This is a genomic window from Promicromonospora sp. NPDC090134, from assembly GCF_044746965.1.
Classification (GTDB): domain Bacteria; phylum Actinomycetota; class Actinomycetes; order Actinomycetales; family Cellulomonadaceae; genus Promicromonospora.
Genome location: NZ_JBIVCZ010000001.1, coordinates 682,868 through 700,666, shown reverse-complemented (window position 1 = coordinate 700,666; position 17,799 = coordinate 682,868). Strand labels below are relative to the sequence as shown.

General features: G+C 73.4%; 16 protein-coding genes. 5 read left to right on the top strand and 11 right to left on the bottom strand.

The window, feature by feature from the left end; genetic code table 11:
- Positions 1–210 precede the first annotated feature (210 nt).
- Together ACIPN7_RS03085 and ACIPN7_RS03080 are read left to right on the top strand one after the other, a co-directional pair.
- On the top strand, positions 211–2,832 hold the full coding sequence (locus ACIPN7_RS03085) for a DEAD/DEAH box helicase (RefSeq protein WP_400537857.1): 2,622 nt from the start codon (positions 211–213) through the stop codon (positions 2,830–2,832).
- Positions 2,833–2,928: 96 nt separating this feature from the next.
- A complete protein-coding gene (locus ACIPN7_RS03080) occupies positions 2,929–4,890 on the top strand; it encodes a CocE/NonD family hydrolase (protein WP_400537855.1) in 1,962 nt (653 codons plus the stop codon).
- A 73-nt stretch (positions 4,891–4,963) separates the two neighbouring features.
- On the opposite strand, the gene ACIPN7_RS03075 is transcribed toward ACIPN7_RS03080, so the two are convergent.
- The 9 genes from ACIPN7_RS03075 to ACIPN7_RS03035 all read right to left on the bottom strand — a co-directional run bounded on the left by ACIPN7_RS03075 (position 4,964) and on the right by ACIPN7_RS03035 (position 11,423).
- Positions 4,964–5,197 (bottom strand): helix-turn-helix transcriptional regulator, encoded by a 234-nt coding sequence (locus ACIPN7_RS03075; protein WP_400537853.1) that lies wholly within the window; start codon positions 5,195–5,197, stop codon positions 4,964–4,966.
- 3 nt (positions 5,198–5,200) lie between these two features.
- Complete coding sequence (locus tag ACIPN7_RS03070; RefSeq protein ID WP_400537851.1) at positions 5,201–6,073, bottom strand: ABC transporter permease; 873 nt, start codon at positions 6,071–6,073, stop codon at positions 5,201–5,203.
- Positions 6,070–7,044 carry an ABC transporter ATP-binding protein gene (locus ACIPN7_RS03065; protein WP_400537849.1) on the bottom strand — a complete coding sequence of 325 codons (975 nt, stop codon included), beginning with the start codon at positions 7,042–7,044 and terminating at the stop codon, positions 6,070–6,072. Before ACIPN7_RS03065 ends, ACIPN7_RS03070 begins: the two co-directional genes overlap by 4 nt.
- Positions 7,045–7,169: 125 nt before the next feature.
- Positions 7,170–7,598 carry an Rv3654c family TadE-like protein gene (locus ACIPN7_RS03060; RefSeq protein ID WP_400537847.1) on the bottom strand — a complete coding sequence of 143 codons (429 nt, stop codon included), beginning with the start codon at positions 7,596–7,598 and terminating at the stop codon, positions 7,170–7,172.
- On the bottom strand, positions 7,595–7,939 hold the full coding sequence (locus ACIPN7_RS03055; RefSeq protein ID WP_400537845.1) for a TadE family type IV pilus minor pilin: 345 nt from the start codon (positions 7,937–7,939) through the stop codon (positions 7,595–7,597). Before ACIPN7_RS03055 ends, ACIPN7_RS03060 begins: the two co-directional genes overlap by 4 nt.
- A 3-nt stretch (positions 7,940–7,942) precedes the next feature.
- The gene (locus tag ACIPN7_RS03050; RefSeq protein WP_285107584.1) at positions 7,943–8,161 is read right to left on the bottom strand and encodes a DUF4244 domain-containing protein; all 219 of its coding nucleotides are present in this window, start codon (positions 8,159–8,161) and stop codon (positions 7,943–7,945) included.
- 174 nt (positions 8,162–8,335) lie between these two features.
- A complete protein-coding gene (locus ACIPN7_RS03045; RefSeq protein ID WP_400537843.1) occupies positions 8,336–9,478 on the bottom strand; it encodes a type II secretion system F family protein in 1,143 nt (380 codons plus the stop codon).
- Positions 9,472–10,632: a TadA family conjugal transfer-associated ATPase gene (locus ACIPN7_RS03040; RefSeq protein ID WP_400537841.1), complete on the bottom strand. Its 1,161-nt coding sequence runs from the start codon at positions 10,630–10,632 to the stop codon at positions 9,472–9,474. Before ACIPN7_RS03040 ends, ACIPN7_RS03045 begins: the two co-directional genes overlap by 7 nt.
- Complete coding sequence (locus tag ACIPN7_RS03035) at positions 10,629–11,423, bottom strand: pilus assembly protein FlpE (RefSeq protein WP_400537839.1); 795 nt, start codon at positions 11,421–11,423, stop codon at positions 10,629–10,631. The genes ACIPN7_RS03040 and ACIPN7_RS03035 overlap by 4 nt, the downstream gene beginning before the upstream one ends.
- Positions 11,424–11,698: 275 nt before the next feature.
- Here ACIPN7_RS03035 and ACIPN7_RS03030 point away from each other — a divergent pair, with 275 nt between their 5' ends.
- A complete protein-coding gene (locus tag ACIPN7_RS03030; RefSeq protein WP_400537837.1) occupies positions 11,699–12,529 on the top strand; it encodes an HAD family hydrolase in 831 nt (276 codons plus the stop codon).
- A 150-nt stretch (positions 12,530–12,679) separates the two neighbouring features.
- Positions 12,680–13,237 (top strand): GNAT family N-acetyltransferase, encoded by a 558-nt coding sequence (locus tag ACIPN7_RS03025; RefSeq protein ID WP_400537835.1) that lies wholly within the window; start codon positions 12,680–12,682, stop codon positions 13,235–13,237.
- Positions 13,238–13,798: 561 nt separating this feature from the next.
- On the opposite strand, the gene ACIPN7_RS03020 is transcribed toward ACIPN7_RS03025, so the two are convergent.
- Positions 13,799–14,890: an NADH:flavin oxidoreductase/NADH oxidase gene (locus tag ACIPN7_RS03020; RefSeq protein WP_400537833.1), complete on the bottom strand. Its 1,092-nt coding sequence runs from the start codon at positions 14,888–14,890 to the stop codon at positions 13,799–13,801.
- A 180-nt stretch (positions 14,891–15,070) separates the two neighbouring features.
- On the opposite strand from ACIPN7_RS03020, the gene acs reads away from it, so the two are divergent.
- Complete coding sequence (acs, locus tag ACIPN7_RS03015; protein ID WP_400537831.1) at positions 15,071–17,101, top strand: acetate--CoA ligase; 2,031 nt, start codon at positions 15,071–15,073, stop codon at positions 17,099–17,101.
- A gap of 51 nt (positions 17,102–17,152) precedes the next feature.
- Here the strand turns inward: acs and ACIPN7_RS03010 are convergent, their stop codons facing one another.
- Entirely contained in the window at positions 17,153–17,680 is a 528-nt protein-coding gene (locus ACIPN7_RS03010; RefSeq protein ID WP_400537829.1) for a flavin reductase family protein, read from the bottom strand.
- Positions 17,681–17,799: the final 119 nt, after the last annotated feature.

The window sequence follows — 17,799 nt, the reverse complement described above, 5'->3', positions numbered from 1 at the left end:
TGCGCTCCGGGTGGAGTGAGGAGGATGGCGTTCGGAATGTATCGCCTGAGAAGCCACAAAACCGTCATTCACCAGGTAAATCCCCGGGTGAAATGGGTCCCACGCAAAGAACAGCACCGATGCATGACCAGAGCGCACACATTCCTTGGACAGCAAGGAACCAAGACCGGTCTCCTCGCCGCCCCACCCCCGGGTGCGACACTGTCCTGCGTGCCCGACGTCCCCACTCACCCCCTGCTCGACGTGCTCCTCGCCGGTGGCGCGCGCGCCGAGCGGCTGACGGCGTCGCGCACCTTCCCGGAGCGCGCGGCCGAGCACGTGGACTGGCCCGGCTGGGCGGACGCGACCGTGGTGCAGGGGTACCGGAAGCTCGGCGTGGACCGGCCGTGGACGCACCAGGCCGTGGCCGCCGACCTGGTGCACCGGGGTCGGCACACCGCCCTGGCGACGTCGACGGGGTCGGGCAAGTCGCTCGCGTTCTGGCTGCCCGCGCTGTCAGCGGTGCGGACCGCCGCGGCCGCCGCGATCCTCGACCCGGGGAACATCGCGTCGGCGCAGGTGCGGCCCACGACCATCTACCTCAGCCCCACCAAGGCACTGGCCGCCGACCAGCTCAGCGCGCTCGAACGCGTGCTCGACGCGGCGGGCACGCGCGACGTCCGTGTCGCCACGTGCGACGGCGACACCTCGCGCGAGGAACGCTCCTGGGTCCAGGACCACGCCGACGTCGTCCTCACGAACCCCGACTTCCTCCACTACGCCCTGCTGCCGAACCATCGTCGCTGGTCCCGGCTGCTCAAGGGGTTGCGGTACGTCGTCGTCGACGAGGGGCATGCCTACCGCGGCGTTTTCGGCGCACACGTCTCGCTGGTGCTGCGCCGGCTCGCGCGCCTCGCGGCGCGGTACGGGGAGGGCTCGCCCACGTTCGTGGTCGCCTCGGCGACGACGGCGGAGCCCGCCGTCAGCGCGGCCCGCCTCATCGGCGTGTCGCCCGACGACGTCGCGGCCGTCACCGAGGACGCCTCGCCGTCGGGACGCCGGACCGTGGTGCTGTGGCAACCGCCGGAGATCGCGGGCTGGCGCCCACCCGTCGACGGCGACGCGACGGAGGCCTCCGGCGAGCTCCCGGATCGGTCCAGGGACGAGCCGAGCTCGATGCGACGTGCCGACCCCAAGGAGCCCGACCCCTGGGCGCTGCCCAGCGCCGACCCGGAGGCCGATCCCGTCGCGACCACCGCGCCGCCGGAGCACCCGCGCCGGTCGGCCACCGCGGAGGTCGCCGACCTGCTGGCCGACCTCGCCGAGGCCGGCGCCCGCAGCCTCGCGTTCACCCGGTCGCGGCGCGGGGCGGAGTCCGTGGCCCAGCAGGCCCGCGACCACCTGCGGCATGCCGCACCCGAGGCCGCCCGCCGGATCGCCGCCTACCGCGGCGGCTACCTCCCCGAGGAGCGCCGCGAGCTGGAGCGAGCCCTCCGCACGGGCGAGCTGCTCGGCCTCGCGACCACCAACGCGCTGGAGCTGGGCGTGGACATCTCCGGCCTCGACGCGGTGCTCATCGCGGGCTGGCCCGGCACCCGCATGTCGCTCTGGCAGCAGGCGGGCCGCGCGGGACGGGCCGGGGCGGACGGCCTGGTCGCCTTCGTCGCGCGCGAGGACCCGCTCGACACCTACCTCGTGACCCACCCGGAGGCCGTGTTCGACGCCCCGCTGGAGGCCACGGTGTTCGACCCGGCGAACCCGCACGTCCTGGCGCCGCACCTGTGCGCGGCGGCCCAGGAGGCCCCGTTGCGGTCCGAGGACCTCGCGGCGTTCGGCGACGCCGGCCACGTGCGCGGCATCCTCGACGTGCTGGTCGCCCGGGGCGCGCTCCGGCGTCGGACCTCCGGGTGGTACTGGACCCACCACCAGCCCGCCGCGGGCCTGACCGACCTGCGCGGCGCGGGCGGCACGCCCGTGCGCGTGGTCGAACAGGGCACGGGCCGGATGCTCGGCACGGTGGACGCGGCCTCGGCGGACGGTCAGGTGCACGACGGCGCCGTCTACGTGCACCAGGGCACCACCTACGTGGTGGCGCACCTCGACCTGACCGACCACACCGCCGTCGTGCAGCGGCGGCGGCTCGACTACGGGACGTGGTCGCGCTCGGTGATGTCGGTGGCGATCGAGGGGTGGGACGGCGACGCGGAGGCGACCGACGGCGGTGCCCCGGACGACGACGGGCCAGGACACGACCTGGTCACCCGCGAGTGGGGACCGATCACGTGGGGCCTCGGTCCGGTGGAGGTGACGTCGCAGGTGGTGAGCTTCCAGCGCCGTCGAGTCCCGGACATGCAGGTGCTGGGCACGGAGCAGCTCGAGCTGCCCGAGCACACCCTCGGGACGGTCGCGGTGTGGTGGTCGGTGCCGGAGTTCGTGCTGCGCGCCGCGGACATCTCGCCCGAGCAGGCGCCGGGCGCGCTGCACGCGGCGGAGCACGCGTCGATCGGGCTGCTGCCCCTGCTGGCGACGTGCGACCGCTGGGACCTCGGCGGGGTCTCGACCGAGCTGCACCCCGACACCGGCGAGGCCACGGTGTTCGTCTACGACGCCTACCCGGGCGGCGCGGGCTTCGCGGAACGGGCCTACGACCTGGGCGCGACGTGGCTGCGGGCGACCCGCGACGCCATCGCGGCCTGTCCCTGCGCGGACGGCTGCCCGGCCTGCGTGCAGTCGCCCAAGTGCGGGAACTACAACGCGCCGCTCGACAAGGACGCCGCGGTGCGACTCCTGGACGCCGTGCTCTCCCACGACCCACGGGCGACGACGTCGGCGGGCGACGTGCCGGTGCCGTAGGGGCGCTTACCCCGGCGTAACCGGGCAGTCTTCCGTATGCGACATTCACCCGATATGTTCCCCGGACCAGGCCGTTCGTCGCGAGGGAGCACGCCGATGCGAGTCCACCACGTCCGGGCGAAGCAGGTCGCCGCAGCCGCCGTCGCCGCGCTCACGGGACTGGCACTGGCCGCCGGCACGGTTCCCGCGGCAGCAGTCCCCCTGGGTACGGTTCCCGCGGCAGCGGTTCCCGCCGGCGAGGTTCCGGCCGAGGCCCCGTACGTCCTCGACGACGGCGTCACGGCGGCCGTCTACGACTACGCGGGCGCGATCCGCGAGTCGGTGAACGTGATCGCGCCGGACCTGGACGGCGACGGCGACCCCGAGGAGATCCGCGCCGACATCATCCGCCCGGCCGAGCTCGATGGCGTCGCCGAGGTGCCCGTCGTGATGGACGCCAGCCCGTACTACGCGTGCTGCGGCCGTGGCAACGAGAGCGAGCTCAAGGAGTACGACGCGGCCGGGGATCCGGCGCTGTTCCCGCTGTACTACGACAACTGGTTCGTGCCGCGCGGGTACGCGTACGTGGCGGTCGACATGGCCGGGACCGGCTGGTCCACAGGCTGCACGGACCACGGCGGGCCCTCCGACGTGCTCTCGGTGAAGGCCGTGGTGGACTGGCTGAACGGGAACGCGACAGCGGTGGACCCGGACACCGGGGATCCCGTGGTCGCCGACTGGACCACGGGAAAGACCGGCATGATCGGCAAGTCCTACGACGGCACGCTCGCCAACGGCGTCGCCGCGACCGGCGTCGAGGGGCTGGAGACGATCGTGCCGATCGGCGCGATCAGCTCCTGGTACGACTACGACCGGGCGCAGGGCCTCCCGTTCTCGACCAACTACCCGCGGTTCCTCATGGGCTACGTGGCCGGCGGCCGGCACGTCGCGACGGACTGCTCGGCGATCACCGAGGCCCTGAACACAGCGGGCGACGACGCGTCCGGCGCCCACAACGCGTTCTGGGACGAGCGCGACTACCGTTCCGGCTCCCTGTTCGACGCCTCGCAGGTCACCGCCAGCGTCTTCGTGGTGCACGGCGCGCAGGACACCAACGTGGACACCCCCAACTTCTCCCGCTGGTGGACGGCGCTCGGTGAGCAGGGCGTCGAGCGCAAGCTGTGGCTCACGCGTCTGGGGCATGTCGACCCGTTCGACTCGGACCGGGCCGAGTGGGTCGACACCCTGCACCGCTGGTTCGACCACGAGCTGCTCGGCGTGGACAACGGGATCACCGCCGAGCCCGCGGTCCGGGTCGAGGTCGCCCCGAACGAGGTGGTCACCTCGGACACCTGGCCGGTCAGGGACCGCACCGCCCGGCTTCGACCCCGTGTGGACGGCAGCCTCGCGCTCGGCGCGCGTGGCCGCGCGGCCGACGCCGGCTGGGTGAACGCCCCGAACCAGACCTTCAACACCGCCCTGACGGCCGGCACCAACCCGAACCGCCTGCTGTTCCGCACCGGGACGCTGACGGACGACCTGCGGCTGTCCGGCGCGGCATCGGTGACGACGACCGTCACCCATGGCGCATCGACCGGCCAGATCACGGTGGGGCTCGTCGACTACGGCGTGATGGACCGGGTGCTCACCGGGGGCGAGGGCGCGACGACCCTCGGCACCGAGTCCTGCTACGGGGAGTCCGCCGGGGTCGACGACGCCTGCTACCGCGACGTGGTCCGGAACATCGGGTCCACGGAGCTCCAGGTGCTGGGCCGCGGCTGGGCCCGGCTCGACGGCGCCGGCACGCACACCGTGACCGTCGAGATGCAGACGAACGACCTGGTCGTCCCCGCCGGGCACCAGCTCGGCCTCGTGGTCATGGGCACCGACCGAGGCGCCACCGTGACCGTGGACCGCGCGACGACGCAGTACTCGATCGACCTCGGCGCCACGACGCTGAACCTGCCCGTGTCCGGTCCGATGACGAGCTTCACGCCCGGCCACAGCCTGGTGCCGGACGCCGGCGACGTCACCCGCTCGGCGCTCCTGCCCGAGACCCGGGTGGTCGTGCCGCGGTGAGACGCGCGTACCGCGGGGAGGCGCACTAGCCGCGGGGAGGCGCCGGCGCGACGGCGCCTCCCCGCGGCGAGGACTACTCGCCCAGCCGTTTGAACGGGTTCGTCGAGAACACGACCTCGACCGCCACGCCGAAGTACTCCGCGATCCGCAGCGCGAGGAACAGCGACGGGCTGTACTCGCCCCGTTCGAGGTAACCGACCGTCTGGTAGTGCACCCCGAGCGCCTCCGCCAGCTCGCGCCGCGAGATGCCTCGTTCGGCACGCAGCATCGCGATGCGGTTGTGGACGACGTCGGACTGCTCTGCCACCACTCAGTACCCCTTGCTCATATAGCGGTCCCGCGCCGCCGCGACCGTGGAGCCCGACTCCCGCCGGGCCATCCTGCGGAGCACGATGGGCGCGAGCACCATACCCACGACTGCCCAGACACCGAGCACCGCGAACATCTCGGCCGTGCGCCACGACTCCCCGATCTCCGCCGTGACCATGCTCTCCGGCAGCATCGCCGACCGGGCGCCGAGCCCGAGCCAGTAGTACGGGAACGCCTGCCCCACCCACTGCAGCCACTCGGGCAGCGCCGTGATCGGGTAGAAGATCCCGGAGGGGACGATCAGCAGCATCGACCCGAGGAACAACAGCCCGGTCTGCGACGCCGACTTGAACAACGACCCGAGCGCGACGCTGATGGGGACCGTGGCGAGCATCCCGATCAGGAAGATCAGCACGAGCAGGATCGCCGTACGGGCGTCCAGTCGCAGCTCACCCGCGACGGTGATGGCAGGGATCACCAGCGCGACGAGACTCACCAGGGTGGTCAGCGCGAACATCAGGATCTTGCCGACGAGGTACCCGACCATCCCGTTGGGCGTCGCCTTGGCCCGCAGCAGGGTCCCGTCCTCACGGTCGACGGCGATGGTGCTGGCGGGCCCGGTCAGCCCGCCGAACGCGATCGACATGCCGACCAGGCTCGGCAGCACCATCGCACCCAGCGCGAAGTCGGTTCCCGGGACGGTGCTGCCCCGCATGAACAGCAGGACCACGGCGTAGATGACGGGGAACGCGACGATCCAGATGACATCGCCCGGCTCCTGGACGGAGTACTTGGTCTCCAGCCAGCCCCGGGAGAGTCCGGCGCGCGCGGCCGCCCATCGCGCATCGGTGCGGGTGGTCGTGGTCGCAGTCATGACTGCACCTCCTCGGCCTGCTCGGACGGGCTCGTCACCACAGGCCCGGCGCCTGACGGTGGCTGGTCGGACTCGGCCCGGTGGACAAGGGACATGTAGGTGTCCTCGAGGCTGGCCCGCTTGACCTCGAGCTCGGTGACGTCAGGATCGCCCGCGAGCAGCCGGCGGACGAACCCGGTGGGATCGCCCTCGGTCACGGCGTGGATGTTCCGGTGCCCGCCCGAGGTCCAGCGGACCTCCGCCTGCGTGGTCAGCTCGCGTGCCAGCTGTTCCGCCGACCCGTTGGCGACGACCACGCCTCCGTCGAGCACCAGGATGCGGTCGGCGAGCTTCTCGGCCTCGTCGAGGTCGTGCGTCGTGAGCAGGACCGTCGTGTTCTCGAAGTCGGCCAGGCGGTGCACCAGGTCGTGGAACTCGCGCCGGGCGTGCGGGTCGAAGCCCGCCGTCGGCTCGTCGAGGAACACCAGCTCCGGACGCCCGACGATCCCGATGGCCACGTCGAGCCGGCGCCGCTGCCCGCCCGAGAGCGTCTGCACCTTGGCTCTCGCGTGCTCCGTGAGCCCCACCACGTCCATCAGCTCGTCGACGTCCCACGGCCGCGCGACGTCGGCGGTCGCGTACGGGGCGTAGAACCGGGCGAGGTATCCGAGCAGCTCACGTACGCGCCACCGGCTGTGGTCCCGCCACGACTGGAGCACGACACCGAGCCGTGCGCGCCATGCCTCGTCGCCGTGCGCCGGGTCCTGCCCGAGCACCGAGACCTCGCCGGCCGACCGCATGCGGAAGCCCTCGAGGATCTCGATCGTGGTGGTCTTTCCGGCGCCGTTGGGCCCGAGCAGGGCGACCACCTCGCCGCGCTGCGCCGTGAAGGACACGCCCTCGAGCACGTCCTTGGTCGCGTACCTCATCCGTAGGTCACGCACGTCGAGCGCCACGTCACTCGACGGCGGAGGTCGGTCCTGCGCAGTCATCGCACTCTCCATACCATCCATAGCAGTGATACTACGATCCGTCGGGGTACCACGTCATCCCCTTTTCCGTCCCGGAGCAGGCGACCCACGGTCGTGCGGCCAACCGCCGTGCGGCACACGGCCCCTTACCCACCACCCCGGGGGCCGGCCCGCGCCGTCGCCCGTGCCGACCCGAGCGCGCCGCCGAGCTCCCCGGCCGGCCCGACAGCCGCGCGCGTCGCGGCGACCTGCACGACTCCTCCCCCGAGCACCTCGCACGATCCGATCTCCGCGCCGTTGCGCACGACGGCGGCGCCCGCCGTCCCGCACGGATCGAACCCGTCGCGCAGTGCGGTCGCGCCCGCGATCGCCCCGAGGTCGGCCGCCGCCTGCGCGGTGCCGCGCGCGTTCTGGGCCGCGCCGAGCGCCACGATCCCGACCGCGAGAAGCAGCACCGCGGCGACGATCCCGAGGACCAGGACGGTGCCGGCGCCGCGCTCGGGGTCGAACCCGAGGCCGCCGCGCTCGGGACCGTGCCCCACGGCGCCCTGCCCAGGGCCGCCGACGGACCTCACGGCTCCACCCAGGCCGCCGCCGTCCCGGTGGCCCGCAGCGGACCGGACACCCAGCCGCCCGAGACCGGCCGCGTGACCGTCACCCGTACCCACTCGCCCTCCCGCGCGAGCGACATCTCGGCCTCGGGCCCGCCCACCCGCGCGACGACCGCCGCGACGGCGGCGCCCTGCTCCCCGATCGCCACCGCCCGCGCCCCCGCGCGGGCCGCGTCCAGGGCGCGCATCTGCGCCGTGGACGCGGCCACGAGGGTGAGCACGGCGACGAGCACGAGGACGACGACCGGCAGCCCGATGGCCAGCTCGGCCGTGACCGTGCCGCGTTCCGACTCACTCTCCGCCATGGATCAGCCGGCCGTCAGTGCCGACTGGATGAGCGACGTGAGCATCGACTTCACGTCACCGCCCTTGAGGACTGCCATCAGCGCACCCGCGAAGGCGGCCGCGGCGAGCGTCGCGATCGCGTACTCGGCCGTGGCCAGCCCGCGCTCCGACTCGCGCCCGTCGGCATCCGTCCGCGACCGGTCGTCCGGCTCGGGACAGGCAACCGCTGTCGTGATCGTCATGTCTTCTCCTCCTGCTCCGCCCGCGCGCACGCCTCCCGGCCTGCGCGCGGGCACCCTGTACGGCCCGTCGTGACGGGCCCCGTCCGCCGTGCGGCGGGCGGCACCGGCGCACCTGAGCGCGCCGAAGTCCTCAGCTCTCGTCGGGTGTCGGCCACCCGATGCCCGTGTCCGGCCTCAGCCCGTGAGCAGGTCGATCCCGAGGGCCAGCAGCACCGGGACCAGGCCCACCAGCACGAACGCCGGCAGGTAGCAGACGCCCAGCGGCAGCACGAGTCGCACCCCGAGCCGTGCCGCGGCGGTCCGGCTCGCCGCGCTCCGCACGTGCCGCACCTCCGCCCCGGCGGCATGCAACGCCTCGCTCGGTGCGGCGCCGTCCAGCCACGCGCCCCGCAGCGCGTGCACCACCGGGCCGAGCGCCATCGGCGTGTGGGGCCACGCCCGCTCCCAAGGAGCGCCGAGCACGAGCGCGTGCGCCGCGCGGACGAGCACCTGACCGTCGGGACCGTCCACGGCGGCGCCCACCGCCTGCAGTGCGCGCGGCACCCCCGCCCCGGACCGCATCGCGGCCGCCAACAGCTCCAGCACCACCTGGACGTCCACACCGGACCGCTCCGCTCCACCCGCCGTGGCCACCAGCCGGCCCGACCACACCCGTCCGGCCACGAGCAGCACCGCCCCGGCCACCAGGGCCGCCGTTCCGATGCCGCCGTCCGTGGCCGTACCCACCGGGTCGGCGCCGAGCACCCACCCGAGGAACCCGCCCGCGACCGGCAACCACATGAGCAGCCGACCCGTGGTCCGCGGCCCGGCGAGCGCCGCGTCGCGTTCGGCCTGCGCCTCGGCCTCCGCGACAAGCGTTGCCGCGACCTGCTCCAGGACCCGGCCGAGCGGTGCCCCGACGTCGAGCGCGAGCCTGGTCGCCGCGACCACCGCCTCCGCGTGCCGGGAGCCGAGCACCCTGCCCAGCGCGTCGACGTCGGGCACCCCCGCGAGGTCGACGCCCACGCCCACGGCGCGCGACCACGCCGCACCGGGCGGCGAACCTGCCTTGAGCAGCGCGACGACCTGCAGCACGACCACCCGGACGTCGCCGCCCGCTCCTCGCCCGCCCGCACCCCCGCGGCCCGACCGGGTGGTCACCGGGCCGGCTGCCTCCGCTCCGGAGGCGACGGCGACGCTCGCCGCAGGACCCGGGACGACACCCACGCCCGATCCGGCGAGCACCTCGCGCAGCCGCCGACCACCGCGCGCCAGGACCAGCCACGCGCCGACCGCCACGAGCAGGCCCACACCGAGCGACTCCACGGCTCTCAGCACGGCCCGTACCTCCCCACCAGCTCGCTCCACGTGCTCGGATCCGTCGTCCACCCGCCACTGCCGTCCCAGCGCCCGGCCGTGCGCACCTCCAGCTCGCCGTTCGGGCCGCGTCCCACGAGCCCGATCTCCGCCAGGTACCGCGTCCCCTGCCCGCGCCGCAGGTGCAGGACCACGTCCAGCGCACCCACCGCCTGCGCGGCCACCGCCTCCCGGGTCATCCCGGCCAGGCTCGCGAGCGCCTCCAGCCGGGCCGGAACCACGCCGACGGCGTTGGCGTGCAGCGTCGCGAAGCCGCCGTCGTGGCCGGTGTTCATCGCCATGAGGACCTCGCGCACCTCGGCGCCGCGGCACTCGCCGAGCACTATCCGGTCGGGCCGCATGCGCAGGGCGTTCCGCACCAGGTCGGCCAGGTCCACGGCGCCGGCGCCCTCGACGTTGGCGCGCCGCGCGGCGAGGTGCACGACGTGCGCGTGGACGGGTCGCAGCTCGCGCGCCTCCTCGACGGTCACCACGCGTTCCCCGTCCGGCACCAGGGAGAGGAGCGCGGAGAGCAGTGTTGTCTTGCCGGTGCCCGTGCCCCCGCTGATCAGCACGTTCGCCCGGCTCTGCACGAGGGATCGCAGCAGGCCCGCCCACTGCCGCGGCAGGGCGCGGCCGGCCACGAGCTCGTCGAGCGTGAACGCGCGGGTGCGCAGCACGCGCAGGGAGATCAGGGCGCCCGTCTCCGCCAGGGGTTCGAGCACGGCGTGCAGCCGGGTGCCGTCGGGCAGGCGCGCGTCCACGGTGGGGCACGCGTCGTCGAGGCGCTGACCGCCGAGCGCCGCCAGGCGGACGGCGAGCGCCCGCACCTCCGCGGCCGACCCCAGGTCGACCGTGGCCCGCTCGAGACCGGCGCCCCGCTCGACCCACACGTCGCGCGGGCCGTTGACCAGCACGTCGGTGACGTCGGGCGCGTCGAGGAACGGCTGCAGCGGGCCGGCGCCCGTGAGCTCGGCCCGGGCCGCCCGCTCCAGGTCCCGCAGTGCGTCGGACCCGAGCACGCGCCCGGAGTCCCGTACCGCGGCACGCACTGCGGCGTCCGCGCCGGCACGGCCCGTCGCGAGCCGCGCGCGGACGTCGTCGAGCAGGGACGGCGCGACCGAGGGCCCGGTCACAGCGCAGCCGCCACGTCGGCCGCGAAGCGGCCGAGCACGGTCCGGTGCGCCACGACGGGACCCTCGCCGCGCTCGATCGCCCGCGCGAGCCCAGCGTCCCGGCCCAGGACCGCGAGGGTGGGCAGCCCGAGCGCGGCGGCGACGTCGTCGGGGTCGACCGTGCCGGGCGCGGGGCCGCGCGCCACCACGCGCACGTCGGACACGTCCGCCGCGCGGAGCTCGTCACGCACGCGCTGTGCGCCGACGGCCGCGGGCAGGGTCAGCGGGACGACGAGCAGCACCGTCTCGCAGGCCGCGAGGAGCGCCCGCACCGCCCGGGCACCGTTGTGCGGTGCCTCGGCCGGGAGTCCGCCACCGCCGCCCCGCCGGGTGACGCTGTCCCAGGCACCGGGCCGCGGCAGGTCGAGCACGAGCGTCTCGCCGGCGCGTACGAGCCCGCGGCACACGCCGAGCACCACGTCGTCGTCCGACGGGGCTCCTGACGGCGTGCTGCTCAGCACGGGTACCGCGCCCCAGCGCGGCAGGGCCGCGACCACGCCGAGCCCGTCGACCTCGCCACGGGCCTCGACGAGGTCGGGCCAGCGCGCGCCGCGGCCGCCGTCGGCCCCGAGCAGCAGGTCCGTGCCCGGCGCGTGCGCGTCCAGGTCGACGAGCGTGGCTCGCTCACCACCGCGGCGCAGGCCGTGGGCGACGCACGCGGCCACCACCGACGTGCCCGCGCCACCGCACGCCCCGACCACCCCGATCACGCGACCCGGCTCCGGCCGGGCACCACCCGTCGTGCTGATCATCACGCCCCCTCCGACACAGGACCGGCAGCCCGTCCGGCCGCCGTCCCGGGCACTCCGCCCGGGCTCCTCGACCAGGTTGGCCGCCAGGCCGCACCCCGTGCGGCCCGCACCGGCGCGACTGTGCACGGATGACGGGAAGTGGTGCCTGTGGTCGGGCTCGGACGCCCGTCCCGCCGTGCAGACGGTCTGTGGTCCGGGCGGGCGAGTTTCATCCAGGTGGAAGAAATCACGGCGCGGAGACCTGCTCCGGCGGGCGGCCCCGCTAGGCTCGTCGCGTGACCGAGCAGGTGCCCCAGATCGCTTCTCGACCGCAGTCGCGCGCTCAGCGCACCGCCGCGTTCTTCGATCTCGACAAGACGATCATCGCCACCAGCTCGTCGGCGGCGTTCTCCAGGCCGTTCCTCGCGGGCGGACTGCTGTCGCACGCCGACGTGCTGCGGAGCGCCTATGCCCACTTCATCTTCATGATCGGCAACGCCGACGCCGACCAGACCGAGCGGATGCGCGCGCACCTCTCGTCGCTCGTCACCGGCTGGGACGTGGAGAAGGTCCGGCAGATCGTCACCGAGACGGTGCACGAGCTCATCGACCCCTACGTCTACGCCGAGGCTGTCGAGCTGATCGAGGAGCACCACGCGGCGGGCCGGGACGTGGTGGTGGTGTCGGCGTCGGCCGCAGTGCTCGTGGAGCCCATCGCGGCGGTGCTCGGCGCGGACCACGTGCTCTCGACGCAGATGACGGTGCAGGACGGCCGCTTCACCGGCGAGATCGACTTCTACAACTACGGCGACAACAAGGCCGTGGGCGTCCGCCGGCTCGCCGCGAGCGAGGACTACGACCTCGCGCGGAGCTTCGCCTACTCCGACTCCATCACGGACGCCCCGATGCTGGCCGCGGTCGGCAACGCCTTCGTGGTCAACCCGGACCGGGTCCTCAGGCGCCGGGCGGCGCAGTCCGGCTGGGGCGTGCTGGCGTTCACCCGGCCGATCGCGCTCCGTCCGCGCATCGAGCCCCTCCCGCTCCTCGCGGTCGTGGGCACCGTGGCGGTCGGGGTCACCGTCTGGCTGGTCTGGCGTGCTGCCCGACGCCGCGCGCGCCGCCGCTGAGCCGGACTCACGCCGAGTAAGCCGAGTAAGAGGTCGACCGACAAGGAAGCTGTCGGGCAGACTCCGACCCATGTCGTCGAACTGAGCGATTCGCCTGTCGTGCGCCGCCGAGCGCACCGCACTCGCCTGCCCTTCGACGACCGGAGTCCCATGAGCTTCACCGTGCGCCCCTACCTGCCCGACGACGAGCCCGGCTGGCTCCGCTGCCGGGTCCTCGCCTTCCTGGACACCCAGTACTACGACGACGTCACACCGCACCGCACGTCGTTCGACCTCCCGGCGGTCTGCCTGGTGGCGGTCGCCGACGACGGCACGATCCGCGGGATCCTCGACGTCGAGGTCGACGGCACCGCGGCAACGATCGACACCGTCGCCGTCCACCCCGACCACGGCCGCCGGGGCATCGCCACGGCGCTCCTCGACGAGGCGATACCGCAGGTCAGAGCGGCCGGAGCAACCACGCTCGACGCCTGGACGCGCGAGGACGAGGTCGCCAACGCCTGGTACCTGCGCTCAGGTTTCGCCGAGAACCACCGCTACCTGCACGTCTACAAGGGCGGCGACGAGCCCGCGGCCGGATTCGCCGCACCGGACGGGCTCTCGACACCGGTGATCGCGTTCATGCACGCCGACATCTCGCGCGAGGCGGAGCTGCGTGCGCGGTTCGCCCGCGTCCACGTCTGCCGCCAGTACCTGCGCCGCCTCTGAGATCGCCGGCCGCGGACGTGAGCGCGCGCCGCCTCAACCCGGCGGTCGCAAAAGGTCAAGGATCGGTAAGGCCGAAGATTTTCCCAGGCAATTGCGCAGATGACAGGAATTGGCAATTGTGAAGATCACCGCGCTCAGGTTGCTTTTGTAACCGACAGGCAGTGTGATTGTGTTCACAGCAAGTATTCAGGGCGGCAGGGACCGTGCCCTGGGGGTCGAAAGGGCGTGAGCCTGATCGACGGCGAGCGACGTGCACGGTCAACCCCGTCCAGCTGGTGAGAGCGGAATCCGGCTTGAGGATGCTCCCGGATTCCGTACTCGATAGGCCGAGATCTCGCCACCGCAGTGGCCGGGCCCTCGCACTTCCGGATCGCGAACGGAAATTGCGAGGAGCCCGGCCGCACGGCGAATCGTTTCGCGGAATACACGCCGGCCGGAAAAGAATCACCACACCCAGAATTCTCTTGGCGTTCAAACGCCGTCAGCCGTGATTACCGCGCTTTGCGCGGCACCCTTGCCGCAGCGCCTTCCCTGCGCGGCCGGCTCCCACGGCGGCACCGATCATCGCCACCGCGCCCGCGCGTACTGCGGCTGCACCCCCACGCCGGCGTCCACGGGAACCGTCCCGGTCTTGTCGCCCAGCGCGTGCGCCGCCCGCAGCGGCCAGTGCGGGTCACGCAGCGCCTCGCGGCCGAGCATGACGGCGTCCGCCGAGCCCTCGACGAGGATCTGCTCGGCCTGGACCGGGTCGCTGATCAGCCCGACCGCGCTGACCGGCAGGCCCGACACCTCGCGCACGCGGCGGGCGTGCGGCACCTGGTAGCCCGGCCCGACGGTGATCTGCGCCGGCGCGACGCCCCCGGTCGAGACGTCCACGAGGTCGGCACCGAGCGCGCCGAGCCGGCCCGCGACGGCAGCGACGTCGTCCACCTCGAGCCCGCCGACCAGCCAGTCCGTCGCCGACAGCCGCACGAGCACCGGCAGCTCGTCGGGCCACACCGACCGCACCGCGCCCACCGTCTCCTCGACAAGCCGCGAGCGCGCCTCGGCCGACCCGCCGTACCCGTCCGCGCGGAGGTTCGCCAGGGGCGACAGGAACTGGTGCATCAGGTAGCCGTGCGCGGCGTGCACCTCGACGGTGTCGAAACCGGCCTCGCGGGCCCGGCGCGCGGCGGCCGCGAAGTGCTCGGGAACGTCTGCGACCTGCTCAGCGGTCATCTCCGCGGGGGTGGCAAAGCCTGGGTAAGGGAGGGTCGACGGCCCGACGGTCGGCCAGCCGCCGTCGGCCACCGGGACGCTGCCCTGCTCCGGTGCCCACGGACGGAAGGTCGACGCCTTGCGCCCCGCGTGCGCGAGCTGGATGCCGATCCGCGCCCCGCGCGCGTGCACGAAGTCGACGATCCGCTTCCATCCTGCGGTCTGCTCGTCGTTCCAGATGCCCGTGTCCTGCGGCGAGATGCGCCCCTCCGGCACGACGGCGGTGGCCTCGGTCATGACGAGGCCGAAGCCGCCGGCGGCCCGGGCGCCGAGGTGCACGAGATGCCAGTCGTTCGGGAGCCCCGCGTCCGCCGAGTATTCACACATCGGCGCCAGCCAGGCGCGGTTCGGCAGGGAGAGGTCGCGCAGGGCGATCGGTTCGAAGAGGAGGCTCACTCAGCCCGTAACGTGGCCGGTCCCGGGTCAATTCCGGGGCAACGGAACGACGTCTCAGGAAGTGACACGGGTTTGTGAGGGGTGTCACCGTCCGGGACTACACTCACCGACCAGAGACAACGTCAAGGCAGCCCCAAGCACCTGCCCGAACGAACGCGAAGACGCGCACCGGAGGTCACCGTGACAGACACCAACCCGACGTCGGGCCCGGCATCCAGCCCCAGCCTCGAGAACCTTCTGCACGAGACCCGGAGCTTCCCGCCCAGCGCGGAGTTCGCGGCTCAGGCGAACGCACAGGCCGACCTGTACGAGAAGGCGTCGGCCGACCGCCTGGAGTTCTGGGCCGGCCAGGCCCGGGAGCTCGTGACCTGGAAGACGCCGTTCACCGAGACGCTGGACTGGAGCGGAGCCCCCGTCGCGCGCTGGTTCGCCGACGGGACGCTGAACGCCGCGTACAACGCGGTGGACCGCCACGTCGAGGCCGGCAACGGTGACCGCGTCGCCATCCACTTCGAGGGCGAGCCGGGCGACACCCGCACCGTCACGTACGCCGACCTGCAGCAAGAGGTGTCCCGCGCGGCGAACGCGCTGACCGCGCTCGGGGTCGCGACCGGCGACCGGGTCGTCATCTACCTGCCGATGCTCGTCGAGTCGGTCGTCGCGATGCTGGCCTGCGCCCGCATCGGCGCCCCGCACTCCGTGGTCTTCGGCGGCTTCTCCGCGGACGCCCTGCGCAGCCGGATCGCCGACGCCGCGGCCACGCTGGTCATCACGGCGGACGGCGGCTACCGCCGCGGAGCGCCGTCGGCCCTCAAGCCGGCCGTCGACGAGGCCCTCGCCCCCAAGGAGGGCGCCGACCCGACCACGGTCCGGAAGGTGCTCGTCGTGCGGCGCACCGAGCAGGACGTGGACTGGGTCGAGGGCCGGGACGTGTGGTGGCACGAGGCGCTGGCCGAGGCCTCCGACCAGCACGAGCCGGTCGCCGTCGAGGCGGAGCACCCCCTGTTCATCCTGTACACGAGCGGCACCACCGGGAAGCCAAAGGGCATCCTGCACACCACCGGCGGCTACCTCACGCAGGCCGCGTACACGCACAAGAACGTGTTCGACCTCAAGCCGGAGACCGACGTCTACTGGTGCACCGCCGACGTCGGCTGGGTCACCGGCCACTCCTACGTGGTCTACGGGCCGCTCGTGAACGGCGCGACGCAGGTCCTGTACGAGGGCACGCCCGACACCCCGCACCGCGGCCGCTGGTGGGAGCTCATCGAGAAGTACAAGGTCTCGATCCTCTACACGGCACCGACGGCGATCCGCACCTGCATGAAGTGGGGCGACGACATCCCGGCCGGGTTCGACCTCTCGTCCCTGCGCGTCCTCGGCTCGGTGGGCGAGCCCATCAACCCCGAGGCGTGGATGTGGTACCGCCGCGTCATCGGCGGCGACAAGGCCCCGATCGTCGACACCTGGTGGCAGACCGAGACCGGCGCCATCATGATCAGCCCGCTCCCGGGCGTCACCGCCACCAAGCCCGGCTCGGCGCAGGTCGCGCTGCCCGGCATCGACGCGACCGTGGTCGACGACGAGGCACAGCCCGTGCCCGACGGTGGTGGCGGCTACCTCGTGCTGTCCGAGCCCTGGCCGTCCATGCTCCGCGGCATCTGGGGTGACCTGGAGCGCTACAAGGAGACGTACTGGTCGCGGTTCGACGGCCTCTACTTCGCCGGTGACGGCGCCAAAAAGGACGAGGACGGCGACATCTGGCTGCTCGGCCGCGTGGACGACGTGATGAACGTGTCCGGGCACCGGCTGTCCACCACCGAGATCGAGTCGGCGCTCGTGTCGAACGAGATCGTGGCGGAGGCCGCCGTCGTCGGCGCCGCGGACGACACCACCGGCCAGGCCGTGGTCGCGTTCGTGATCCTGCGCGGCAGCCACGCCGACCGGGCCGCCACGCCGGAGGGCGCCGCCGAGGTGCAGAGGGAGCTGCGCGACCACGTCGGCAAGGAGATCGGCCCGATCGCCAAGCCGAAGAAGATCCTCGTGGTGCCGGAGCTGCCCAAGACCCGGTCCGGCAAGATCATGCGCCGCCTGCTGCGCGACGTCGCCGAGGACCGTACCGTCGGCGACGCGACGACGCTGGCCGACTCCTCCGTGATGGACCTGATCACGGCGGGCCTGGCGGCGCCGTCGGCCTCCTCGGAGGACTGACCTCCTCCTGCCGAGGTAGAACTGCCACAGTTCTACCTCGGCGCGGGGGTGCTATCGCTCGTCGGGCGGCGTGCCGTTCGCGCCGACCTCGTGGAATGTCCGGTCGAAGTGCACCAGCGCGCGCCCCTCGGCGGACCGGGCGGCATGCACCCGGACCACCCGCCCCAGGAGCAGCAGGTGGTCGCCGGCCTCGACCTCGGTCCAGGTCTCGCACTCCAGCACGTGCCGCGCGTCCTCGGTGAGTACGGGCACACCGCCCTCACCGGGGCGGGCGGCGAGGCCGGCGAACTTGTCCGGCGCCTTGGAGGCGAAGACCGCCGCCACCTCCCGCGCGTCGTGCGCCAGCACGTGGACGGCGAACCGTCGCGCCGCCCGCAGCGGCCCGAGCGTGCGGCTGGAGTGCGCGACCCCGACGGCGACCAGCGGCGGATCCAGGCTCACGCTCATCACCGCGGTGGTCGTCAGGCCCGCGGGCACTCCGCCCGCCGCCGTCGTCACCACGCACACACCGCTCGCGAGCCCGGCCATCGCGTCCCGGAAACCGTCGGCGACGGGATCGAGCGGCGATGTTGATGACATCAACATATCTCCATCCTCCGCGCCCGATGTTTCGCCGGGATCACTCCGGCGAGCGGGTTCTGTTACGGCTGCGGACGCGCCCCGAAACGCGCCGCAACGCCACCGTCCGAGGGCCCGGT